Source organism: Streptomyces sp. NRRL F-5727 (assembly GCF_000719555.1).
Classification (GTDB): domain Bacteria; phylum Actinomycetota; class Actinomycetes; order Streptomycetales; family Streptomycetaceae; genus Streptomyces.
The window spans coordinates 55174-76308 of record NZ_JOGX01000005.1 but is presented as its reverse complement, the minus strand read 5'-3'; the positions used below and the strand labels follow the sequence as shown (position 1 = coordinate 76308).

The window sequence follows — 21135 nt, the reverse complement described above, 5'->3', positions numbered from 1 at the left end:
TCGTGACTGGAACTGGCTGAGCTGAAAGCGGACATCCGACCACTGCGACGCAAGGCGCAGTCGAAGCGCTTCGATGTTGCAGTGAGGTTAAGTGAACACCCAGGGGCGCACAAGAGCCGCTTCCAAGATTCCTCCGAGAGGCGGGAGGTGACTGTCGGTCAATCCTCGTCCTGCCTGCGTTCATGCGAAGCCGCTGCTCTCTTGACACTCGCCCGCGGGTCTGATGAGCATCGAAGCGCTTCAAGAGCACTCGTCGCTCCACCTCAAGGGGATCCCACGTGTCCGCACACACGCCGCACTCACCACTGCCTTTCCGCGATCCGCACCTGCCGTTCGCGAAGCGCGTCGACGACCTCCTGTCGCGGCTCACCCTCGACGAGAAGATCGGATTCCTGCACCAGTTCGCGCCCGCCGTGGAGCGGCTCGGCGTCGCCGCGTTCCGCACCGGCCAGGAGGCGCTGCACGGCGTGGCCTGGATGGGGCCGGCCACCGTCTTCCCGCAGGCCGTGGGCCTGGGTGCGACCTGGAACACGGATCTCGTACGACGGGTCGGCGAGGCGGTGTCGAAGGAGGTCCGCGCGATGCGCGCCCGCGACGACCGCGTCGGCCTGAACGTCTGGGCCCCGACCGTGAACCTGCTGCGCCACCCTCTGTGGGGCCGCAACGAGGAGGGCTACGCGGAGGACCCGAAGCTCACCTCGGCCATCGCCACCGCCTACACGCGCGGCCTGCGCGGCGATCACCCGACGTACTGGCGCACCGCGCCCGTCCTCAAGCACTGGCTCGCCCACAACAACGAGACGGGCCGCGACGTCACGTCCTCCTCGGTCCGCCCGCGCGTCCTGCACGAGTACGACCTGCGCGCCTTCCGCGAGACGGTCGAAGCGGGCGCCGTGGCCGGTGTGATGCCGGCGTACAACCTGGTCAACGGCCGGCCGAACCACGTCTCGCCCCATCTGCGCGAGCACCTGCGCACCTGGACCGACGAGGAACTCCTCGTCTGCTCGGACGCGGGCGCGCCCTCCAACCTGGTCGACTCCGAGCACTACTTCGACACCCACGAGGAGGCGACGGCCGCCGCGCTGCTGGCCGGCGTCGACAGCTTCACCGACCACGGCACCGACGGCTCGCAGATCACCGCGCGGGTGCGCGGCGCCCTGGAGCGGGGTCTGCTGACCGAGCCGGACGTCGACGCGGCGGTGCGCCGCCAGCTCTCGGTGCGGTTCCGGCTCGGCGAGTTCGACCCGGAGGACGACCCGCACGCGCTCACCGCGGCCTTCGACACCCCGGACCACCGGGCCCTCGCTCAGGAGGCGGCCGAGCAGGCGGTCGTGCTGCTCAAGAACAGCGACGGCCTGCTGCCGCTCGCGCCCGGCACCCGGCTCGCGGTGGTCGGCCTGCTCGCCGACGAGTGCAAGCTCGACTGGTACAGCGGCACGCTCCTGCGGCGCTCCACCCCGCTGGCGGGCCTGTCCGAGCGGTTCGGGCCGGAGCACGTGCACGTCGCGGAGGGCGTGGACCGGATCCTGCTGAAGACCTCGGACGGAACCTTCCTGCACGTCCCGGAGGCGGACGCGGACGACGCGGTGCGCGGCGCGGAGGGCGCCCTCGACCCGGCCCTGCTCGCGGGCCGGACGGACCTGCCGCCGCTCACCGCCGAGGCGACCGGCACCGAGCTCTCCCTCGTCGACTGGGGCGAGGGCGTGCTGACCCTGCGCGCCCCCGACGGCCGCTATCTCTCCGTCGCCGAGGACGGCCTGGTCCGGGCCTCCGCCGACCAGCCGGGAGGCTGGATCGTCCAGGAGACGTTCCGGCTGGAACCGCACGAGAACGGCCACCTCCTTCGGCACATCGGTACGGGGCGCCCCCTCTCTGTCGCCGCCGACGGCCTGAAGGTTGCCGACGGGAACGGGGAGATCTTCGAGGTCGTCGTCGTCGAGCGCGGCGAGGACGCGGTGCACCGGGTCGCCTCGCAGGCGGACGTGGTGGTGGTGGTCGCGGGCAACGATCCGCACATCAACGGACGCGAGACTGTGGACCGTACGACCCTGGCCCTCCCCGCCCACCAGGAGCGCCTGCTGCGCGCGGCCCGCACGGCCAACCCGCGCACGGTGCTGGCGCTGGTCTCGGCGTACCCGTACGCGGTCGATCACGCGGAGGTGCCGGCGCTGCTGTGGACGGCCCACGGCGGCCAGGCGGCCGGCAGCGCCCTGGCCCGGATCCTGGCGGGCGACGTCTCCCCCGCCGGCCGCCTCCCGCAGACCTGGTACGCCGACGACTCCGACCTGCCCGGCCTCCTCGACTACGACGTGATCGGCGGCCGCCAGACCTACCTCTACTTCGAGGGCACGCCCCTCTTCCCGTTCGGCCACGGCCTGTCGTACGCGTCCTTCTCGTACGACGGCCTCACGACGCGCGTCGAGGACGGAACGGTGCACGTGTCGTTCACGGTCGCCAACACCGGCGATGTCGTCGCGGACGAGGTCGCCCAGCTCTACACCCGGGCCGTGGAGCCGGCGGTGCCACGGCCCCGCAGGGAACTGGCCGCGCACCGGCGCGTGACGCTCGCGCCCGGCGAGGTCGCGGAGATCGCCTTCCGGGTGCCGCTGTCGGCCTTCGCGTTCTGGGACGTCGCGCAGGGACGTTCGCGGGTGGCACCGGGCCGCTACGAGATCCTGGTCGGCGCGTCCAGCGAGGACATCCGCCTGGCCCGGACCGTCGACCTCGACGGCGAGCCCTCCGTCCCCCGGCCGGCCACGGTGCGCGGCCTGGAGGCGGTGGACTTCGACGACCAGAGCGACACGGAGATCGTGGACCGGACGAAGACCTCGGGCGACTCCGTCACCCCCGTGACCGGCCGGAGGGGCGAACTGGTCTTCCGTGACTGCGACTTCGGAGAGGGGGTCGCAGGGGTCACCGTGGAGGCCGCGGGTGAGGGCACGGTCGAAGTGTCGCTGGGGGACGGTCCGGTACGGGCGGTGCTGACGCTCTCCCCCGGCACGGACGGCCCCTACGACTACGCCACGGTGAGCGCGCCCATCGCCGTCGCGGCCGGTGTGCACGAGGTCCGCCTCGGTCTGCGCGGCCCGGTGCGACTCGCACGCGTCGGCTTCACGACCTGAGCGCGGGCGTGCGGTGCCGGCGGACCGGCCTCCGGGCCGGTCGCGCCGGTGTCGCTGCTCAACCGTCGTCGAAGCGCTTCACCTACGCGCCAGCCCAGATGACGCACTTTCGGCAAGGCAAGGGCGCGTGAAGCCACGGAACCCGCTTTCTTACCAGGCATTGACACCCCATCTAAGGTGATGACAGCGTCGAAGCGCTTCACCACCGCGTCCAGCCGACCCCCTCGCCGCCGTCGCGGATGCCGCCACGGCCGGGGTGGACGCTCATCCGCACGCCCAAGGACAGCTACCACTGGTACCGGGCCTGATCACCGCGCACCACGCGCGGACGGAGGAAACCACCCGATGAAGTTCACCGACGGCTACTGGCTGATGCGCCCCGGAGTGACCGCGCGCTACGCCACCGAGGTCGCGGACGTCCGGGCCGACGAGCACCGGGTAACCCTCTACGCGCCGGTGAAACACGTGCGCGGCCGCGGCGACATGCTCAACAGCGCGCTGCTGACGGTCGAGTGCTGGTCACCGGCCGAGGGCGTGATCGGGGTGCGCGCCACCCACCACGCCGGCTCGGTGCGCCGGGGGCCGGAGTTCGCACTGCCCGGCACGCGACCCGAGGGGGGCAAGGTGCACCGGGACGGCGCGGTGGTCGAGCTCAGCGCGGGCGAGCTGTCGCTGCGGGTGGACACCTCCCGGCCGTGGCGCCTGGAGTTCTCCGCCGGCGGCCGGGTGCTGACCTCCGTCGGTGAGCGCGGCATCGGCTTCGTCACCGACGCCGACGACCGTCACCACATGCTCGGCCAACTCTCCCTGGGCGTCGGGGAGCTGGTGTACGGGCTCGGAGAGCGTTTCACCCCGTTCGTCAAGAACGGCCAGTCCGTGGACATCTGGCAGGCGGACGGCGGCACCAGCAGCGAACAGGCGTACAAGAACGTCCCCTTCCACCTGACCAACCGCGGCTACGGGGTCTTCGTCAACCATCCCGGCAAGGTGAGTTACGAGGTCGGCTCCGAGGCGGTCGGCCAGGTCCAGTTCAGCGTCGAGGACCAGTCGCTGGAGTTCTTCGTCGTCCACGGCCCGGCCCCGAAGCAGGTCCTGGAGCGCTACACGGCCCTCACCGGCCGCCCCGCGCTGCCGCCGGCCTGGGCGCTCGGCCTGTGGCTGACGACCTCCTTCACCACCGACTACGACGAGGCCACCGTCAACCGCTTCGTGGGCGGCATGGCCGAACGCGGCATCCCGCTCAGCGTGTTCCACTTCGACTGCTTCTGGATGCGCGGCTACCAGTGGTGCGACTTCGACTGGGACCCCGACACCTTCCCCGACCCGGCCGGCATGCTCGCCCGCCTCAAGGAGCAGGGCCTGCGGATCTCCGCCTGGATCAACCCCTACATCGCCCAGAAGTCGGCGCTGTTCGAGGAGGGCGTGCGCGAGGGCCACCTGGTGCGGCGCCCGGACGGCAGCGTGTGGCAGTGGGACCTGTGGCAGCCCGGGATGGCCCTGGTGGACTTCACGAACCCCGCCGCCCGCGACTGGTACACCGGCAAGCTCCGCACCCTCCTCGACACGGGCGTCGACTGCTTCAAGACCGACTTCGGCGAGCGCATCCCCACCGACGTGGTCTGGCACGACGGCTCCGACCCCGAGCGGATGCACAACTACTACACCCACCTCTACAACGAGGCCGTCTTCGAGCTGCTGCGCGAGGTGCGCGGCGAGGGCGAGGCGCTGGTGTTCGCCCGCTCCGCCACCGCCGGCGGCCAGCAGTACCCGGTGCACTGGGGCGGCGACTGCGAGTCCCACTTCAACGCCATGGCCGAGTCGCTGCGCGGCGGGCTCTCCCTCGGCCTGTCCGGCTTCGGCTTCTGGAGCCACGACATCGGCGGGTTCGAGGGCACCCCGACCCCCACCGTCTTCAAGCGCTGGGTGCAGTTCGGGCTGCTCTCCTCGCACAGCCGCCTGCACGGCAGCAAGTCCTACCGCGTGCCGTGGGACTACGGCGAGGAGGCCGTCGACGTCACCCGCGAGTTCACCCTGCTCAAGCACCGGCTCGCCCCGTACCTCCAGCGCGCCGCGCAGCAGGCGCACGCCACCGGCGTCCCGGTGATGCGGGCGATGGTGCTGGAGTTCCCCGACGACCCGGCCGCGGCCACGCTCGACCGGCAGTACCTGCTCGGCGACGACCTCCTCGTCGCCCCGGTCTTCACCGACGACGGCACGGTCGACTACTACGTGCCCGAGGGGACGTGGACCAACGTCCTGACCGGCCTCCAGGTCACCGGCCCCCGATGGGTGCGCGAGCGGCACGGCTTCCACACCCTGCCGCTGCTCGCCCGCCCCGACTCCGTCATCCCGCTCGCCGCGGACGACCAGCGCCCGGTCTCCGCCTGGGCGGACGGCGTCGAACTGCGGGTGCACGCCTTCGCCGACGGCGCCGAGCGCACCGTCGTGATCCCCGGCACCGACGGCCCCGGCGCGACCGCCCGCTTCCACCTGCGCCGCCGCGGCGGCCGGCTGCACGTCACCACCGACAGCCCGCACCCGTGGCTGCTGCGGATCGGCGGCCCGGACGCCACGCCGCACAGCCGGCCGGCCGGCACCTCGGAGGCCGAGCTGCCGTACCCGGCCTGAGCCCTCCCGGGGTTCCGAGCCCGGACGGGGTGCGGAACCCCGGGAGGAGCGGTCATCCAGAGGTCATCCGCCGGTCAGCCGGCGGTCAGGGTGGTCCACTTCTGGTTGGCGCCGCCGTGGCAGTCCCACAGCTGGAGCTGGGTGCCGTCGGCGGTGGAGGAGCCCGGGACGTCGAGGCAGCGGCCGGAGGCGGGGTTGCGGTAGCCGCCGTTGTAGGGCTGCCAGACCTGGTTGGCGCCGCCGTGGCAGGCCCAGAGCTGCACCTTGGTGCCGTTGGCGGTGCCCCAGCCGGCGGCGTCGAGGCACTTGCCCAGCGAGCGCAGGGTGCCGTCGGTGTAGGCGGACCAGTACTGGTTGGCGCCGCCGCCGCAGCTCCACGTCTGGACGGCGGTCCCGTCGGCGGTGCCGGCGCCGCTGACGTCCAGGCACTTGCCGGTGACGCCGGACTGTACGCGTGCGGGTGCGGGGGCGGGGTTCCTGAGCCACCCGGCGCTGTCCGCGGCCCGGACGCCGCGGTGGAAGGCGTCGGCCATCTTCCGGTAGCCCGCGTCGTTCGGGTGCAGGGCGTCGGCCAGGTCGGCGGTGGTCAGGCCGCTCATGTCGACGTACGCGACGCGCTTGCCCGCGGCCTGTGCCTCGCTCACGATGCCGGGGACGGCCCTGTTGTAGGCGGCGCGGTACTGCTCCTCGGATCCGCTGGTGGACACGACCAGGGAGGCGACGAGGACGGTGGCGTCGGGGGCGGCGGCGGTGATCTGGCCGACCAGGGACTTCAGCCGGGCGGTGGCGGTGGAGACCTGGTGGGAGCGGTTCAGGTCGTTGGTGCCGATGTGCAGCGTCACGACGTTGGGCCGGTAGCGGGTCAGCGAGGCGTCGGCGAGGGCGGCGATCTGCTCGATGAGGTATCCGGAGTGCCCTTCGTTGTCGGGGTCGGACATCGAACCGGCCCGCCCCGTGCCCACGAAGTCCACCGGGTGGCCGTCCGCCGCGATCCTGTCCCACAGCGGGCCCCGGTAGCCGTCGCCCGAGCTGCTTCCCACGCCCCAGGTGATCGAGTCGCCCAGCGGCATGACCCGGAGGGGCGTGTCGGAGGCGGCGGAGGCCGCACCGGCCGCGGTCGCCCCCGCCGCCGTCACTCCGGTCACCCCGAGCGCGGCGGCGAGGAGCGTGATCAACGGGCGCATCCATGACTTGCTCATGCGGTTTCCCTTCTCGCGTTACGGGAGCGTGGTCCACTTCTGGTTGTTCTGGCCGTTGCAGGTCCACAGGACGACGGCGGTCCCGTTGGCGGTGCCGGCCCCGTTCGCGTCGAGGCACAGACCGGCGTGGACGTTGCGGACCGACCCGTCGGCCTGCCTGGTCCACTTCTGGTTGGCCTGGCCGTTGCAGGGCCAGATGACGACCGGCGTGCCGTTGGCGGTGCCCTGGCCGGAGGCGTCCAGGCACTTGTCGCCGTAGACGCGGATCTCGCCACCGGCCCAGGTGGTCCAGAGCTGGTTGGCGGCGGTGTGGCAGTCCCAGATCAGCGCCTTCGTCCCGGCCGCGGTGGAGGCGCGGTCCACGTCCAGGCAGCGGCCCGATCCGGTGCCGCGCAGTCGTGCGGTGGTGGCGGCCAGCGGGCTTCCCCCGGCCATCCGGAACACGGCGACGCCGTGCGCGGGCACGCTCGCCGAGATCTGGCCGGAGGTGCTCGACGTACCGCCGGTCCACAGGTCGGTGAGGGTGAACGCCTGCCCGGCGAGGCCGACCTGTGCGGCCGTGGCGGTGACGGTCGTGGGGCTCCCTCCCCTGTTGAGCAGGCCGACCGCGACCGAGCCGTCGGCGAGGGGCTTGGCGAACACCTCGGTGCCGCCGTCGTCGCGGACCCGGCGTCCGCCCGCGCCCAGCGGGTCCTGGTTCACCGCCACCAGGCGGGGGTTGCGCAGGATGGCGCTCACGTCGGCGGACATGGTGCGGATGTCGTTGCCGGCCATGAGCGGGGCGCCCAGCAGCGCCCACAGGGCGAAGTGGGTGCGGGACTCGGTCAGGGACAGGCCGGGGCGGCCGACGACCAGCATGTCGGGGTCGTTCCAGTGCCCGGGCCCGGACTGCGCGGCCAGGGGTGCGGTGATGTCCAGGACGTTGCCGACGCCCATCGGATAGCTGTTGGTGTTGGTGTTCTGCCAGATGTCGAGCAGGTCCTCGGTCGTCCGCCACAGGTCGGCGACCTCGCCCCAGTCGTAGGTGGCGCCGGTGGGGGCGTGGAAGCTGTTGGGGTTGATGCTGTAGACGATCGGACGGCCGGTGGCGCGCAGGGCGTCGCGCATGACCGTGAACCGTTCGACCTGTTCGCCCAGCGTGCCGCTGCCGGAGCACCAGTCGTACTTGAGGTAGTCGACGCCCCAGGAGGCGAAGGCGGCGGCGTCCTGGGCCTCGTGGCCCTTGCTGCCCGTCGAGCCGGGGTAGGTGCCCACGCCCTGGGCGCACGTCTTCTCGTTGGGGGCCTGGTAGATGCCGAACTTCAGGCCCTTGCCGTGGATGTAGTCCCCGAGCGCCTTCATGCCGCTGGGGAACGTCACGGGGTTGGCCCGGAGGTTGCCCGCGGCGTCGCGCTGCGGGTCGAACCAGCAGTCGTCGACGACGACGTACTGGTACCCCGCGTCCTTCATGCCCGAGGACACCATCGTGTCGGCGGCCTGGCGGACCTGTGCCTCGGTGATCCCGCAGCCGAAGCTGTTCCAGCTGTTCCAGCCCATCGGCGGGGTGAGCGCGGGGCTGCCCGGTGCGGCCTCGGCGCTCGTGTGGGCGGGGGCGGTGACGGTGACGCAGGCGGCGAGCGTCAGCGTGGCGGCCGCGAGGAGGCGCGGTAACCGTCGGTGCAGGGGAACCATGGGGGGTCCTTCCCGGGAGGCAGAGCGGAAGCCGCTCCGCCTCCCTTGGGGGGCGGGGTCACGAGCTGCTGATCAGGTGCGCGCGGGTCAGCGCCGCAGGGTGAGCAGGGCCGGCCGGTAGGGCAGCTTCAGGTAGTCCATGCCGTCCGACGAGGGAGACCTGCCCTGGTAGAGGAACTGCAGGTTGCAGGGGTCGATGGTCATGGTCTGGTCGGGGTCGGCGCGGACCAGGTCGCCGTGGCTGATGTCGTTGGTCCAGGTGGCGCCGCTGTTGGCCTTGCCCGCGAAGGGGTTGCTCTCGGTCGCGGCCTGCGGGGTCCACGGACCGTTCAGGCTGGAGGCCGTGAACGAGCGGAAGAAGCGCTGCTCGGTCGCGCCCCGGGCCTCGACGATCATGAGGTACTGGTTCTGCCCCTTGACCTTGTAGACCTCCGGCGCCTCGAACAGGTTCTTCTCCGTGTCGGTCATGACCGTCGTGTACGACGAGCCGAAGCTGCTCGGGAAGTTCCCGATCGGCATGGTCGACTTGAAGATGCCGCCCTTGTCGTTGGCGAAGAACAGGTACATGTTCTGGTCGTCGGCGATCACGGTCGGGTCGATCGGGCCGCCTGTGGGGAGGCTGCCGGTGAACAGCTCCCGCGGCGCGGACCAGCCGGCGGGGTCGGTGGGGTCGCTGGACGTGCGGTAGGTGAAGGGCCAGGCGGTGCCCCACCCGTTCGAGACCAGCACCCAGGTGTTCTTCGGCGCGAAGTAGAAGAGCTTGGGCGCCACCGCGGACCCGCTGATCCTGGTCTGACCGGCCGAGGCCATGTCCGACCAGTTCGTGAAGGGCCGGAACGCCGTCGCGCCCCACGCCGATCCGTCGGAGACGGTCGCGTAGACCAGGTGCCGGCCGTTGTACGTCACCGTGGTGAAGTCCTTGAGCGCCACCCCGCCGTTCGCCGGCTCCGCCAGCGGGCCGGTCGACGTCCACCGGTACGTCGACGGAAGGGAACACGAGTCGGGTGTCCCGGACGGGCCGGTCCACTTCTGGTTGGCGCCGCCGTGGCAGTTCCAGAGCTGCACCGCCGTGCCGTTGGCCGTGGCGCCGCCGCTGACGTCCAGACAGAGCCCGGACTGTACGCCGACGATCGTGCCGTCGGCGTTCACCCGCCACTGCTGGTTCGCGCCGCCGTTGCAGGTGTAGATCTGCACCCGGGTCCCGGCCGTGGTGGCGTGGCCCGGAACGTCCAGGCACTTGTCGCCGTACACGGTGAGCCGGTTGTCGTCCGTCAGCGTCCACCGCTGGTTGGTCCCGCCGTGGCAGTCCCAGATCTGCAGGTTCGTGCCGTCGGCCTGGCCGGCGCCCGGCACGTCGAGACACCGGCCGGAACCGACGCCCCGCAGGGCGCCGCTGGTGGCCGCGTGGGCCGGTGCGGCGACCAGGGTCGCCGCCAGCGAGACCAGAGCCGCGAGCACGGCGGGGAGCGCCAGGAACCGGTGTCCTCGGCGGATTCGGCGTCTGCGCATGGTGACCTCTCACATCCTTGGGTAAGCGGTTCGAACGCCCCGGCCCGGCACGGGCCCTTCAGGGGTGCGGTGGCATGAGGCTCCCGGTGTCCGGCGCCGCCGGACGAAGCCGTACCGCGTTTCCGGGGCTCGACTCACTGCTGTCGGTGGAACATGCGTCCTCCGGGCCGACCGGTCCGCGTGGTCGGCCCTGCAACGAGGACCAGTCGTTCGAAATGACGAACGGCGTGCGACACTTCGTGCAGAATTTAGATTCGGGCCGAGGCTCCGTCAATGTTTCCGGCGAGTTACGTTCTGCGGCGCATTTCACCCCTGCCGCATAACAGAACTGACGGACCGTTATACAAGTCGACGTCGAAATGGCGTGCCGTCGACGTTCGGCGTCGACCGCGTCGAACCAGGCGAGTTGTTCGAGATATCGAATATTCGAGGCACCCGGAAAGAAGGAATTCCAGCCGCCACGTGTCGCATTCTCGAAAGCCACTCCAGCCGAGGGGGCGAGTGAACGCTTCACGCGTGCTTCACCGGCCTACCCGGCGTCCGGAGAGGTCGCGGGAGGAGACCGCCGGCTCCCGTGGCCGCGCGCCTCGCGAGGTCCGTGGGACGGGCGCCGGGGGGCTATATCGTCCGGGAGCGGGACGGCGACCGTCGTTCCGCACCCGACGTGAGGGCTCTCGACCGTGACCGGACCTGTCCCCGAACCCGCCGAGGGCCCGCGTCGGCCCGAGTCCTTCGGCGAGGCGCGGTGGCCGATGGCGCTGGCCGTCGTCACCGCCATGGTGCTGACCGTGCTGCTCCCCGACGACCTCCGGCTGGCGCCCCCGTGGGTGCTCCCGACCGTCGAGGGGCTGCTGCTGTTGGCGCTCATCGCGGGCGACCCGGGCAGGATCGACCGGCGGTCGACGGTCCTGCGCACCCTGTCGATCGCCCTGGTGGGCGTCCTCGCGCTCGGCGCCGTCTGGTCGACGGTGCAGCTGGTCGACGACATCCTCCAGGGTGGCAAGGAGACCGGCTCCGCCACCGGCCTGCTGCAGACCGGTGGCACCGTGTGGGCGTGTACCGTCCTGGCCTTCTCCCTGCTGTACTTCGAGCTCGACGGCGGCGGGGCGGCGGCCCGTGCGCACCACCTGCCGCGCACGCCGGCGCTCGCCTTCCCCCAGCAGCTCAACCCGGAGCTGGCGAGCGCCGACTGGCGGCCGCGCTACGTCGACTACCTCTATCTCGGGCTGACCAACGCCACCGCCTTCAGCCCGACCGACGTGATGCCGCTGGCCCCCTGGGCCAAGATCGCCATGGGGCTCCAGTCGCTCGTCTCGCTGCTCATCCTCGGGCTGGTGGTCGCCCGCGCCGTCAACGTCCTCGCCTGACGAGGGGGCGCGGTCAGGTTCCGGCGGGCTCCGTCCATCCGTTGCGTACGGCGTGGGCGCCCAGCCGACCTCGACCAGGTCGGTGATGCTGCCGCCGGTCATCGCGGCCCGGCGCCCCTCGACGAGGCTCACCAGAGCCTGCTCGGCGGCGCGCAGTCCGTCCCGCCGCCGGCCGATGAGGGCGCCGAGCGCCATGGCCGGCGGGCGCGGCGGTGAACCGGTCCTCCGCCGACCCGTTCGCCAGCCCCCACGTCGACCAGGCGCGACAGGGCCTGGTCGACGTGGGCGGCGGTCAGCGCGAGCGCGTCCGAAAGCAGGACCGCGGTGGTGGCCGGCCGCCCGAGCGGACCGTGGGAAGGCCCTGCTGGGAGCGGGGGACGGCGCGTCCTCGCCGTGGCGGAGGCCGGCCGGGCCTGAACCGCCGGGTTCCCGGTCGAAAGGGCTTTCCCCGCGGGCGCCGGATCGCCGGCGGCACGCGCCGCCTGTCCCGCCGACATGCGTCGCGGGGCGGCGGGCGTCAGATTGGAGGGACCGGCCCGCCGGACGTCGGACGCCTCGGCGGGCAGACGAGGTGAAGGAGCCTGTCATGACGACCCACACGAGTGCGCCCGGTCGGCACGAGGTGACGCACACAAGCGGTTGGCTGGTGTTCGCCGCCGTCATCATGATCTTCAGTGGCATCATGGCGGCGCTCGGAGGCATCTCGGCCATCGCCGAGGACGACGTGTTCGTGGCCACGCGCAACTACGTCTACCAGATCAACCTCACCGGCTGGGGCTGGATCCATCTCATCCTGGGCATCGTGATCGCGCTCACCGGCGCCGCCCTGTTCACCGGCGCCACCTGGGCCAGGGTCGTCGGCGTGGGGCTCGCCGGTCTCAGCATGATCGCCAACTTCATGTGGCTTCCCTACACCCCGTGGTGGGCGCTGCTGATCATCGCCATCGACGCCCTCATCATCTGGGGCCTGTGCGTCGCGCCCAAGCCGACGAGGGCCTGACGCCAGCGATCGTGACCGGGGGTCGGCCGCGGATGGTGCTCGTCGTCGGCGTCGCCGGGTCCGGCAAGTCGACGGTGGGACGTCGTCTCGCCGAGCGACTGGGCCGGGCGTACCGGGACGCCGACGAGTTCCACTCCGAGGCCGACCGCGCCGGAGCCGGCCGTCGAGGCCCGTCCGGTCCCACGGGTGCGTCGTCGTGGCGCCTCGTGGGGCCGGGACCGTCAGGCCGGACGGTCCTCGCCGGCGGTGCACCGGACACCCCGCCGCCCGCGCCAGAGGGCGCGGGCGGCGGGGTGAAGGGAGAGACCGGGAGCCGGGTGGATCGATCAGGAGCTGAGGATGCGGCTCTTCTGGGCCTCGAACTCGGCCTCGGAGAGCACGCCCTGTGCCTTGAGCTCGCCGAGCTCCTTCAGCTGGGAGATCTTGGCCTCCATCGTCACCTCGGCCGGCGGCTGGGGTGCGGGCGGCGGGGTGGAGGGGACCTGCTGGGGCGCGGGGGCGGCGCGGTCGTAGTCCTGCTGTGCCCATCGGCCCGCCTGCCGGCGGGACACGCGGTTGGACACGGCGGTGGCGGTACCGGAGATGACCGCGGTGCGCGCGATGCCGCGGAGGAGACCAGGCATGACGGATTCCTTGTCGTCGGGGTGACTGTCGGCCGGCGGGCGTCAGGAGCCGGTTCCGGTGGTCCCGGCCTCCAGGGCCTCCAGGCTCGCCAGGAGGTCCTCGGCCGGGATCCTTCCGTTGGCCACCATGCGCGCGCCGCCGCGGCGCAGGGCGGCCGCCAGCGGCACGGCCCACAGGTTCTCGTACACGAGGACGCCCGCGGAGTTGCCGGGTTCGAGGACGGCGGCGGCCTCCTGGAGGTCGTCCTCGTCGAGCAGGCCCGAGGAGGCGCCCTCGAACACGGCCAGGTCGAGTTCCCCGTCGCCGTCCAGGTCGGCGACCTTCAGCGCGGTGACCGAACCGTCCTCGTCCTTGCGGACGAAGGACAGGTCGAGGACGCGGATGATGCGCCGCTCCACGAGGTCGAGCAACAGGGGCAGTCCTTCTCCGGTCATGCGATTTCCGGGGAACTCGAGGACCAGGTAGTCCACGGGGCCCATCTCGGAGAATTCGTCGACGCTCATCACGGCTCCTCGCTGGCGGCTCTCGGCCTTCGACCGTGCGGCGGCCACGCCCCCGGCCGCACTCGTTGCCGCCTTCCATTCCAACACCGCGCGACCGCGCACGCACCTTCGTGAGGCCGGGCCCGCGGCCGGTCCGCCCGCCGGCCCTCACCCGTTCGGCGGACCCGCCGCTCACCGGCGACGGGACGCCGCCGGCCCTGCACCGCACCGACCGACCACGCACGCGGGGAGGGGTCACAGGGCGCTGACGATGTCCTCGACGCGGTCCTTGGCGTCGCCGAAGAGCATCGCGGTGTTCTCGCGGAAGAACAGCGGGTTCTGGACGCCCGCGTAGCCGGAGGCCATCGAGCGCTTGAAGACGATGACCCGGTCGGCCTCCCAGACGGTGAGGACGGGCATGCCGGCGAGGGGGCTGGCGGGGTCCTCGGCGCCGGCCGGGTTGACGGTGTCGTTGGCGCCGATGACCAGGACGACGTCGGTGTCGGCGAAGTCCCCGTTGATCTCGTCCATCTCGAGGACGATGTCGTACGGCACCTTGGCCTCGGCCAGCAGGACGTTCATGTGGCCGGGCAGCCGGCCGGCGACCGGGTGGATGCCGAAGCGGACGTCGACGCCCCTGGCCCGGAGCTTCGCGGTGAGTTCGGCGACCGGGTACTGGGCCTGGGCGACGGCCATGCCGTATCCGGGGGTGATGATCACCGAGCGGGCGGCGCCGAGGAGTTCGGCGGCGCCCTGCGCGGTGATCTCCTGGTGCTCGCCGTAGTCGGTCTCGGAGCCGGCCGGGGCCTCGATGCCGAAGCCGCCGGAGATGACGGCGAGGAAGGAGCGGTTCATCGCCCGGCACATGATGTACGAGAGGTAGGCACCGGACGAGCCGACCAGGGCGCCGGTGACGATCAGCAGGTCGTTGCCGAGGAGGAAGCCGGAGGCGGCCGCCGCCCAGCCGGAGTAGCTGTTCAGCATGGAGACGACGACGGGCATGTCGCCGCCGCCGATGGAGGCCACCAGGTGCCAGCCGAGGGCGAGCGCCAGGACCGTCGCCGCGACGAGCGGCCAGAGGGCGGGCGCCACGGTGAAGCGGACGGTCAGGGCGGCGAAGAGGGCGAGCGCGCCGAGGTTGAGGGCGTTCTTGCCGGGGAGCGTCAGCGGCCTGGAGGCGATCCGGGCGGCGAGCTTGAGGTAGGCGACGACCGAGCCGGTGAAGGTGACCGCGCCGATGAAGACGCCGATCAGGACCTCGGCGTGGTGGATGCCGAGGGTGCCGAGCGCGTCGAGGGCGGCGGCCTCGGGGCCGTCGGGGTGGTGCTCCACTTCCAGGTAGCCGTTCCAGCCGACGAGGACGGCGGCGAGGCCGACGAAGGAGTGGAGCAGCGCGATCAGTTCGGGCATGCCGGTCATCTCGACGCCGCGGGCGCGCCACAGGCCGATGAGCGCGCCGGCCAGCATCGCGAGGGCGAGCAGGCCGGCGGCTCCGGCGCCGATGCCGCGGTCGGCGGCGAGGACGACGGTGGCGGTGAGGGCGACGCCCATGCCGAGCATGCCGAAGGCGTTGCCGAGCCGCGCCGACTCGTGCTTGGAGAGTCCGGCGAGGGCGAGGATGAACAGCAGGGCGGCGACGAGGTAGGCCGCCTGTGCGGCGTGGGTGGCGGACATGTCAGCTCCTGTTGAACATTCCGAGCATGCGGCGGGTCACCGCGAAGCCGCCGAAGACGTTGATGCTCGCCAGCAGGATGGCGGCGGCCGACAGCGCGGTGACGAGGGTCCCGCCGTGGCCGATCTGGAGCAGCGCGCCGACGACGATGATCCCGGAGATCGCGTTGGTCACCGACATCAGCGGGGTGTGCAGGGCGTGGTGGACGTGCCCGATGACGTAGTAGCCGATGACGATCGCGAGCACGAAGACGGTGACGTGCGGCAGGAGCGCGGCCGGGGCGAAGCCGACGGCGAGGAAGAGCGCGAGGGCGCCGAGGGCGACGCCGGTGAAGCGGCGCCTCGGCGTCATCGGCTCCCTCACCGGCGAGACGGGACCGGCGGTGGTGGCGGGGGCGGGGGCGGTGGCGGGGGCGGCGGAGACCTCGACGGGCGGCGGCGGCCAGCAGGTCTCCCCGTCGCGCACGACGGTGACCGAGCGCTGGACGGGGTCGTCGGCGTCGAGGACGAGGACGCCGTCCTTGGCCGGTGTCAGCAGCTTGAGGAGGTTGAGGAGGTTGGTGCCGTACAGCTGGGACGCCTGGGCGGGGAGGCGGCCGGCCAGATCCGTGTAGCCGAGGATGGTGACGCCGTTCGCGGTGACGGTCCGCTCGCCCGGTACGGTGCCGGCGACGTTGCCGCCGTTGGCGGCGGCCATGTCCACGATGACGGAACCGGGCTTCATCGCCGCCACCGTCTCCGCCGTGATCAGCCGGGGCGCGGGGCGGCCGGGGATCAGGGCGGTGGTGATGACGATGTCGGCGTCGCGGCACTCCGCCGCGTAGAGGGCGGCCTCGCGTGCCTTGTAGTCGTCGCCCATCTCCTTGGCGTAGCCCGTCTTCGACACCTCCGTCTCCGGGGATTCGATGGCGAGGTACTCGCCGCCCAGCGAGCGGACCTGGTCGGCGACCTCCGGGCGCGGGTCGGTGGCGCGGACGACCGCGCCGAGCGAGCCGGCGGTGCCGATCGCGGCGAGGCCGGCGACGCCCGCGCCCGCGACGAGCACCCGCGCCGGGGGCACCTTGCCCGCGGCGGTCACCTGGCCGGTGAAGAAGCGGCCGAACTCGTGGGCCGCCTCGACCACGGCCCGGTAGCCGGCGATGTTCGCCATCGAGGACAGCACGTCCATCGACTGGGCCCGGCTGATGCGCGGCACCGCGTCCATGGAGAGGACGGTGAGGGGCCGCCGGCCCAGCTCCTCCACCATGGCCGGGTCGGTCGCCGGGGCGAACATCGCGACGACGGTGGCCCCGGGGCGCATCCGGTCCAGCCGGTCCGTGCCGGGCGCGTTCACCCCGAGCACCACGTCCGCCGCCGTCGCCTCGCCGATCCGCGCGCCGGCCGCCTCGTAGGCGCCGTCGGGGAAGCCCGCCGCGGCGCCCGCGCCGGGGTCGACGACGACCTCGTACCCGAGCCCGCGGATCTTCTCCACCGTGGCGGGCGTCGCCGCCACGCGCCGTTCCCCGTCCCGTTCCTCCCTGAGGACTCCGACAATCACCGCACCCCTCCGTTCGCCGCTGTCGCCCCCACCTTGGCGTCCCCGGGGCCCTCCGTGAAGAAGGCTCGCGCGGCGCGTCCGTATGCTGGTCGTCTTTGGGGAGGGGTCATGAGCGCGACACAGTTCGCGGTGGGTCTGCCGAGGTACGGGCGACGGCCGCCGGTGCGGCTGCTGCCGCGGCTGGAGCGACGCCGGACGCGGTGGCGCGCGCTGCGGGACTTCTTCCTGTTCCGCTTCCTGCTCGCGCTGCCCGAGGGTCCCGTCGAGGCGGCCTCGGCTCTGGTGGAGCCGGCGCAGAAGGTGTGGCGCCTCCTGGTGCGCCTGTGGGCGGGGCCGGGGATGCGGGGCGGGTGGGAGAGCGACGCCGGGCGGCTGCTGCTCGCGGTGCACGGCGCGTACTGGACGCGGGACGCGCTCCGCGCCGACGAGGCGAACTGCTATGTCCGGGTGACGGACGACGGCGTCGTGGCGGTGCGCGCCAAGTGGTGCGCCGTGGAGAAGGAGTTCGGCCGGGTCCATGCCGGGGTGCGCAGGACGCCGCGGCTTCGGGCGCTGCGGCGGCGGGTGGATATCGGCTTCCCGGACGGCTCGTGGCTGACGGTGCGCACCCTGACGCCGGGGGCGGCGGAGCTGCTGCGGGAGTTGCTGGACGCCCCGGTTTCCGTGGTGGCCGGTGACGCCGCTCGGCTCCAGGCGTCCGGAGATCGTTCACGTATATGAATCGGACGGGCGTGCGGGCTAGGGTGGAGGAGGTCGGCCGGATCGGTCGACATTTCGAACGAACGACCTGACCAGGCGGTGTACATGCCCCTCTTCGACCTGCCCCTCGACCGGCTCCGTGAGTACCGCAGCGAGTCCGAGGAGCCCGCGGACTTCGACGCGTTCTGGGCGAAGACGCTCGGCGAGGCCCGGGAGCACGACCTGGGCGCGCGGTTCGAGCGGGTGGCGACGGGACTCGCGACGGTCGAGACGTACGACGTGACCTTCGCCGGCTTCGGCGGGCAGCCGGTGAAGGGGTGGTTCGTGGTCCCGGCCGGGACCACCGAACCGGTGCCGGTCGTCGTGGAGTTCCTGGGGTACGGGGGCGGGCGCGGCCTGGCGCACAGTCATCTGCTGTGGGCCTCCGCCGGGTTCGCGCACTTCGTGATGGACACCCGGGGCCAGGGCAGCGGTTGGGCGCCGGGCGACACCGCGGACCCGGTGGGCAGCGCGCCGGCGTTCCCGGGGTTCATGACCCGGGGCGTGGAGGCCCCGGAGACGTACTACTACCGGCGGCTGTACACGGACGCCGTGCGCGCGGTGGAGGCGGCCCGGTCGCACCCGCTGGCGGACGCGGCCCGCACCGCGGTCACCGGCATCAGCCAGGGCGGCGGCATCACCGTCGCCGTCTCCGGTCTGGTGCGGGACCTGGCGGCGGTGGCGCCGGACGTGCCGTTCCTGTGCGACTTCCCGCGCGCGACGACCGTCACGGACCGGCCGCCGTACCGGGAGATCGGCAACTACCTGAAGACGCACCGGGGGCGGGTCGAGCAGGTCCGCCGGACCCTCGCCTACTTCGACGGGGTGCACTTCGCGGCCCGGGCGACCGCTCCGGCGCTGTTCTCGACCGCCCTGGAGGACCTGACCTGCCCGCCGTCGACGGTGTTCGCCGCGTTCAACGCGTACGCGCACGAGGACAAGGCCATCGAGGTCTACGACTTCAACGACCACGAGGGCGGCGGCGCGTTCCAGCAGGCGGCGCAGCTGGCCTGGCTGCCGGAGCGGCTCCGCGCCCGATAGCCCCACCCTTGGTCTGGACCTGTCAGGCCGCGGCCGTCAAGCTGGGCGCATGGACTTGGAGTTGCGGCATCTGAAGACGGTCCGGGCCATCGCCGAGGCCGGCAGCCTCACCCGCGCGGCCACCGCCCTCGGACTGGCCCAGCCCGCCCTCAGCGCCCAGCTGAAGCGGATCGAACGGGCCCTGGGCGGCGCCCTGTTCACCCGCGGCCGGGACGGGGTACGGGCCACCGCGCTGGGCGATCTGGTGCTCGACCGGGCCCGGGTGGTGCTGCCCGCCGTCAGCGGACTCCAGGAGGAGGCCGTCCGGTTCGCCCGGGACGGTGCCGCCGGACACCGGCTCGGCGGCACCCACGGGCCGCTGCTCGGCGGCCTCGTGGACCGGCTGGCCCGGGCCGATCCGGACGCCGGGGTGACGACGTACACCTCCTGGTCGGAGCGGGAGGTGGCCCGTGGAGTCGTCGCCGGGCGGCTCGACTTCGCGCTCGTCGGGGTCTGCGGCGAGAGCTCCCCGCCGGAGGCGGGGCGGCTCGCCTGGACGGAGGTGGCCCGCGACCCGGTGTACGTGATGCTGGCGACGGGCCACCCGCTCGCCGGCCGCCCACAGGTGGCGCTGGCCGAACTCGCCGCCGAGGAGTGGACGGACGTGCCGGGCGACGGCTGCTTCGGCGACTGCTTCGCCGCCGCGTGCGTACGGGCCGGCTTCACCCCGGCCCGGGTGTACGAGACGGACACCGCCTCTTGCGTCCACCTCGTCCAGGTGGGCCGCGCGGTGGGCCTGTGCCGGGCCACCTTCCCCGCCACCCGCGGCATCGTGACGCGCCCCCTGACCGGCGCCCCGCTCCTCTGGCGCCACCTCCTCGGATGGCACCCCGAGGGCCGCGCGGCCGCCCGGTCCGCCGCCGTCCTGACCCACGCCCGCGCCGCCCACGCGGAGGCGCTGGCCCGGAGCGCGGGACGGACGACGACGGCGGGCGCCGCCTTCTGACCACAGGTCAAGTGCCGTGCATGCCTGTGTCATCGCCCCTCGCAAGCGCACCGAACGGCCGCCCACGACGACTCCCGGGGCCATAACGCCGGGGAAGGGGCCGGCCGGAGGCTCCCCCGCTCGCCGGGGTCGTTCCTACGGTTCTCCGCAGATCCCCCACCGAGAACCGAGGAGACTCCCCATGCTCCGACGACACGCCCGTGCGGCGTGTACCGTGCTGGCCGCCGCCGGGATGGTGCTGGCCGGGCTTCAGGCCGGGTCCGCCACCGCCGCGCCGCCCTCCCCCGGGACCGCCCCGGCCGTGCAGAGCGCCGCGCGGGCGCTCGGGGCCGGCGAGGCGCGGCCCGAGCTGCTCGCCGCGATGGGCCGTGACCTGGGGCTGACCCGGGCGCAGGCCGAGCGCCGGCTCGTCAACGAGGCCGAGGCGGGTGCCACCGCCGCCCGGCTCCGCGACCGGCTCGGCGGCGCCTTCGCCGGCGCCTGGGTCGAGGGCGCCGAGTCCGGCTCCCTGACCGTGGCCACCACCCGCGCCGCCGACCTCGCCGCGATCCGGGCGGCCGGGGCGACGGCCCGGCTGGTCCGGCACGACCTCGCCGCCCTGGAGCGGGCGAAGGAGTCCCTGGACCGGGCGGCGGGCGCCGATGCGCCGGTCCGGTACGTGGACGTCCGTGCGAACGTCCTCGTCGTCGAGGAGACCCGGGCCGGGGCGGGCGCGCGGCTCGCGGCGGAGACCGGGGTGGCGCGGGAGCTGGTGCGGGTGGTGCGGTCGGCCGAGGCGCCGCGCCCGCTGTACGACCTCCGGGGCGGCGACGCGTACTACATGGGCGGCGGCGGGCGCTGCTCGGTCGGCTTCCCGGTGACCCGGGGCACCACGCAGGGCTTCGCGACGGCGGGCCACTGCGGCCGGGCGGGCCAGTCCACCAGCGGCTACAACCAGGTCGCGCAGGGCACCTTCCAGGCGTCCGTCTTCCCGGGCAACGACATGGCGTGGGTGGCGGCCAACAGCAGCTGGACCGCGACGCCGTACGTGAAGGGCGCGGGCGGCGCGAACGTGCAGGTCACCGGTTCCGTGCTGCAGCCGGTGGGCGCCTCGGTCTGCCGCTCCGGCTCCACCACGGGCTGGCACTGCGGCACGATCCAGCAGCACAACACGAGCGTCACCTACCCGGAGGGCACGATCAGCGGGGTGACCCGGACGACCGTGTGCGCCGAGCCGGGCGACTCGGGCGGCTCGTACATCTCCGGCAGCCAGGCCCAGGGCGTGACCTCGGGCGGCTCCGGGAACTGCTCCAGCGGCGGCACCACGTTCTTCCAGCCGCTGAACCCGATCCTGTCGAACTACGGGCTGACGCTGAGGACCGCCGGCACCGACCCGGGCCCCGGCCCCGGCGAGCCCGAGCCGGGCGGCACCTGGAAGGCGGGCACGGTGTACGCGGCCGGTGCCACGGTCACGTACGGCGGCTCGACCTATCGCTGCCTCCAGGGCCACCAGGCCCAGGCGGGCTGGGAACCGCCGAACGTGCCGGCGCTCTGGCAGCGGGTCTGACCCCGGGGAAGTCGC

The 21135-nt window shown here is 73.0% G+C and carries 15 protein-coding genes and 1 pseudogene; 9 read left to right on the top strand and 7 right to left on the bottom strand.

Annotation, left to right across the window (positions count from 1 at the left end; translation table 11 throughout):
- The first annotated feature begins 278 nt into the window (after positions 1 to 278).
- Both IF73_RS0105770 and yicI read left to right on the top strand, forming a co-directional pair.
- Positions 279 to 3122, top strand: coding sequence for a glycoside hydrolase family 3 protein (locus tag IF73_RS0105770; RefSeq protein WP_031004148.1), 2844 nt, complete (start codon positions 279 to 281; stop codon positions 3120 to 3122).
- Positions 3123 to 3467: 345 nt separating this feature from the next.
- Positions 3468 to 5750, top strand: coding sequence for an alpha-xylosidase (gene yicI, locus IF73_RS0105765; protein WP_031004146.1), 2283 nt, complete (start codon positions 3468 to 3470; stop codon positions 5748 to 5750).
- A 74-nt stretch (positions 5751 to 5824) separates the two neighbouring features.
- On the opposite strand, the gene IF73_RS0105760 is transcribed toward yicI, so the two are convergent.
- The 3 genes from IF73_RS0105760 to IF73_RS0105750 form a co-directional block, all read right to left on the bottom strand.
- Positions 5825 to 6949, bottom strand: coding sequence for a ricin-type beta-trefoil lectin domain protein (locus tag IF73_RS0105760; RefSeq protein WP_031004144.1), 1125 nt, complete (start codon positions 6947 to 6949; stop codon positions 5825 to 5827).
- Positions 6950 to 6967: 18 nt separating this feature from the next.
- On the bottom strand, positions 6968 to 8620 hold the full coding sequence (locus IF73_RS0105755; RefSeq protein ID WP_031004142.1) for a glycoside hydrolase family 27 protein: 1653 nt from the start codon (positions 8618 to 8620) through the stop codon (positions 6968 to 6970).
- A gap of 87 nt (positions 8621 to 8707) precedes the next feature.
- A complete protein-coding gene (locus IF73_RS0105750; RefSeq protein WP_031004140.1) occupies positions 8708 to 10129 on the bottom strand; it encodes a non-reducing end alpha-L-arabinofuranosidase family hydrolase in 1422 nt (473 codons plus the stop codon).
- 680 nt (positions 10130 to 10809) lie between these two features.
- Here IF73_RS0105750 and IF73_RS0105745 point away from each other — a divergent pair.
- From IF73_RS0105745 to IF73_RS42540, 3 genes and pseudogenes are all read left to right on the top strand, one after another.
- Entirely contained in the window at positions 10810 to 11496 is a 687-nt protein-coding gene (locus IF73_RS0105745) for a hypothetical protein (RefSeq protein ID WP_031004138.1), read from the top strand.
- Positions 11497 to 12082: 586 nt separating this feature from the next.
- Positions 12083 to 12496 (top strand): DUF7144 family membrane protein, encoded by a 414-nt coding sequence (locus IF73_RS0105740; protein WP_031004136.1) that lies wholly within the window; start codon positions 12083 to 12085, stop codon positions 12494 to 12496.
- 32 nt (positions 12497 to 12528) lie between these two features.
- Positions 12529 to 12624, top strand: a pseudogene (locus IF73_RS42540) (shikimate kinase); the annotation flags it as partial.
- A 198-nt stretch (positions 12625 to 12822) separates the two neighbouring features.
- On the opposite strand, the gene IF73_RS0105735 reads toward IF73_RS42540, so the two are convergent.
- The 4 genes from IF73_RS0105735 to IF73_RS0105720 form a co-directional block, all read right to left on the bottom strand.
- Entirely contained in the window at positions 12823 to 13119 is a 297-nt protein-coding gene (locus tag IF73_RS0105735) for an SHOCT domain-containing protein (RefSeq protein WP_031004134.1), read from the bottom strand.
- Positions 13120 to 13161: 42 nt separating this feature from the next.
- A complete protein-coding gene (locus IF73_RS0105730) occupies positions 13162 to 13623 on the bottom strand; it encodes a DUF6325 family protein (protein WP_031004125.1) in 462 nt (153 codons plus the stop codon).
- A 234-nt stretch (positions 13624 to 13857) separates the two neighbouring features.
- Complete coding sequence (gene pntB / locus IF73_RS0105725) at positions 13858 to 15276, bottom strand: Re/Si-specific NAD(P)(+) transhydrogenase subunit beta (protein ID WP_031004123.1); 1419 nt, start codon at positions 15274 to 15276, stop codon at positions 13858 to 13860.
- Position 15277: 1 nt separating this feature from the next.
- On the bottom strand, positions 15278 to 16810 hold the full coding sequence (locus tag IF73_RS0105720) for a Re/Si-specific NAD(P)(+) transhydrogenase subunit alpha (protein ID WP_031004121.1): 1533 nt from the start codon (positions 16808 to 16810) through the stop codon (positions 15278 to 15280).
- 108 nt (positions 16811 to 16918) lie between these two features.
- Here IF73_RS0105720 and IF73_RS0105715 point away from each other — a divergent pair, with 108 nt between their 5' ends.
- From IF73_RS0105715 to IF73_RS0105700, 4 genes are all read left to right on the top strand, one after another.
- On the top strand, positions 16919 to 17530 hold the full coding sequence (locus IF73_RS0105715) for a hypothetical protein (RefSeq protein WP_031004119.1): 612 nt from the start codon (positions 16919 to 16921) through the stop codon (positions 17528 to 17530).
- A gap of 84 nt (positions 17531 to 17614) precedes the next feature.
- Positions 17615 to 18589, top strand: coding sequence for an acetylxylan esterase (locus IF73_RS0105710; protein WP_031004117.1), 975 nt, complete (start codon positions 17615 to 17617; stop codon positions 18587 to 18589).
- 49 nt (positions 18590 to 18638) lie between these two features.
- Entirely contained in the window at positions 18639 to 19574 is a 936-nt protein-coding gene (locus tag IF73_RS0105705; protein ID WP_031004114.1) for a LysR family transcriptional regulator, read from the top strand.
- A gap of 181 nt (positions 19575 to 19755) precedes the next feature.
- Entirely contained in the window at positions 19756 to 21120 is a 1365-nt protein-coding gene (locus IF73_RS0105700) for a carbohydrate-binding protein (RefSeq protein ID WP_031004112.1), read from the top strand.
- The last annotated feature ends 15 nt before the right edge of the window (positions 21121 to 21135 follow it).

What these genes read in the sequence shown, in the direction of transcription:
- yicI (WP_031004146.1), top strand. Translation starts at nt 3,468, where the DNA reads ATGAAGTTCACCGACGGCTACTGGCTGATGCGCCCCGGAGTGACCGCG.
- IF73_RS0105760 (WP_031004144.1), bottom strand. Translation starts at nt 6,949, where the DNA reads ATGAGCAAGTCATGGATGCGCCCGTTGATCACGCTCCTCGCCGCCGCG.
- IF73_RS0105755 (WP_031004142.1), bottom strand. Translation starts at nt 8,620, where the DNA reads ATGGTTCCCCTGCACCGACGGTTACCGCGCCTCCTCGCGGCCGCCACG.
- IF73_RS0105750 (WP_031004140.1), bottom strand. Translation starts at nt 10,129, where the DNA reads ATGCGCAGACGCCGAATCCGCCGAGGACACCGGTTCCTGGCGCTCCCC.
- IF73_RS0105740 (WP_031004136.1), top strand. Translation starts at nt 12,083, where the DNA reads ATGACGACCCACACGAGTGCGCCCGGTCGGCACGAGGTGACGCACACA.
- IF73_RS0105735 (WP_031004134.1), bottom strand. Translation starts at nt 13,119, where the DNA reads ATGCCTGGTCTCCTCCGCGGCATCGCGCGCACCGCGGTCATCTCCGGT.
- IF73_RS0105730 (WP_031004125.1), bottom strand. Translation starts at nt 13,623, where the DNA reads ATGAGCGTCGACGAATTCTCCGAGATGGGCCCCGTGGACTACCTGGTC.
- pntB (WP_031004123.1), bottom strand. Translation starts at nt 15,276, where the DNA reads ATGTCCGCCACCCACGCCGCACAGGCGGCCTACCTCGTCGCCGCCCTG.
- IF73_RS0105715 (WP_031004119.1), top strand. Translation starts at nt 16,919, where the DNA reads ATGAGCGCGACACAGTTCGCGGTGGGTCTGCCGAGGTACGGGCGACGG.
- IF73_RS0105710 (WP_031004117.1), top strand. Translation starts at nt 17,615, where the DNA reads ATGCCCCTCTTCGACCTGCCCCTCGACCGGCTCCGTGAGTACCGCAGC.
- IF73_RS0105705 (WP_031004114.1), top strand. Translation starts at nt 18,639, where the DNA reads ATGGACTTGGAGTTGCGGCATCTGAAGACGGTCCGGGCCATCGCCGAG.
- IF73_RS0105700 (WP_031004112.1), top strand. Translation starts at nt 19,756, where the DNA reads ATGCTCCGACGACACGCCCGTGCGGCGTGTACCGTGCTGGCCGCCGCC.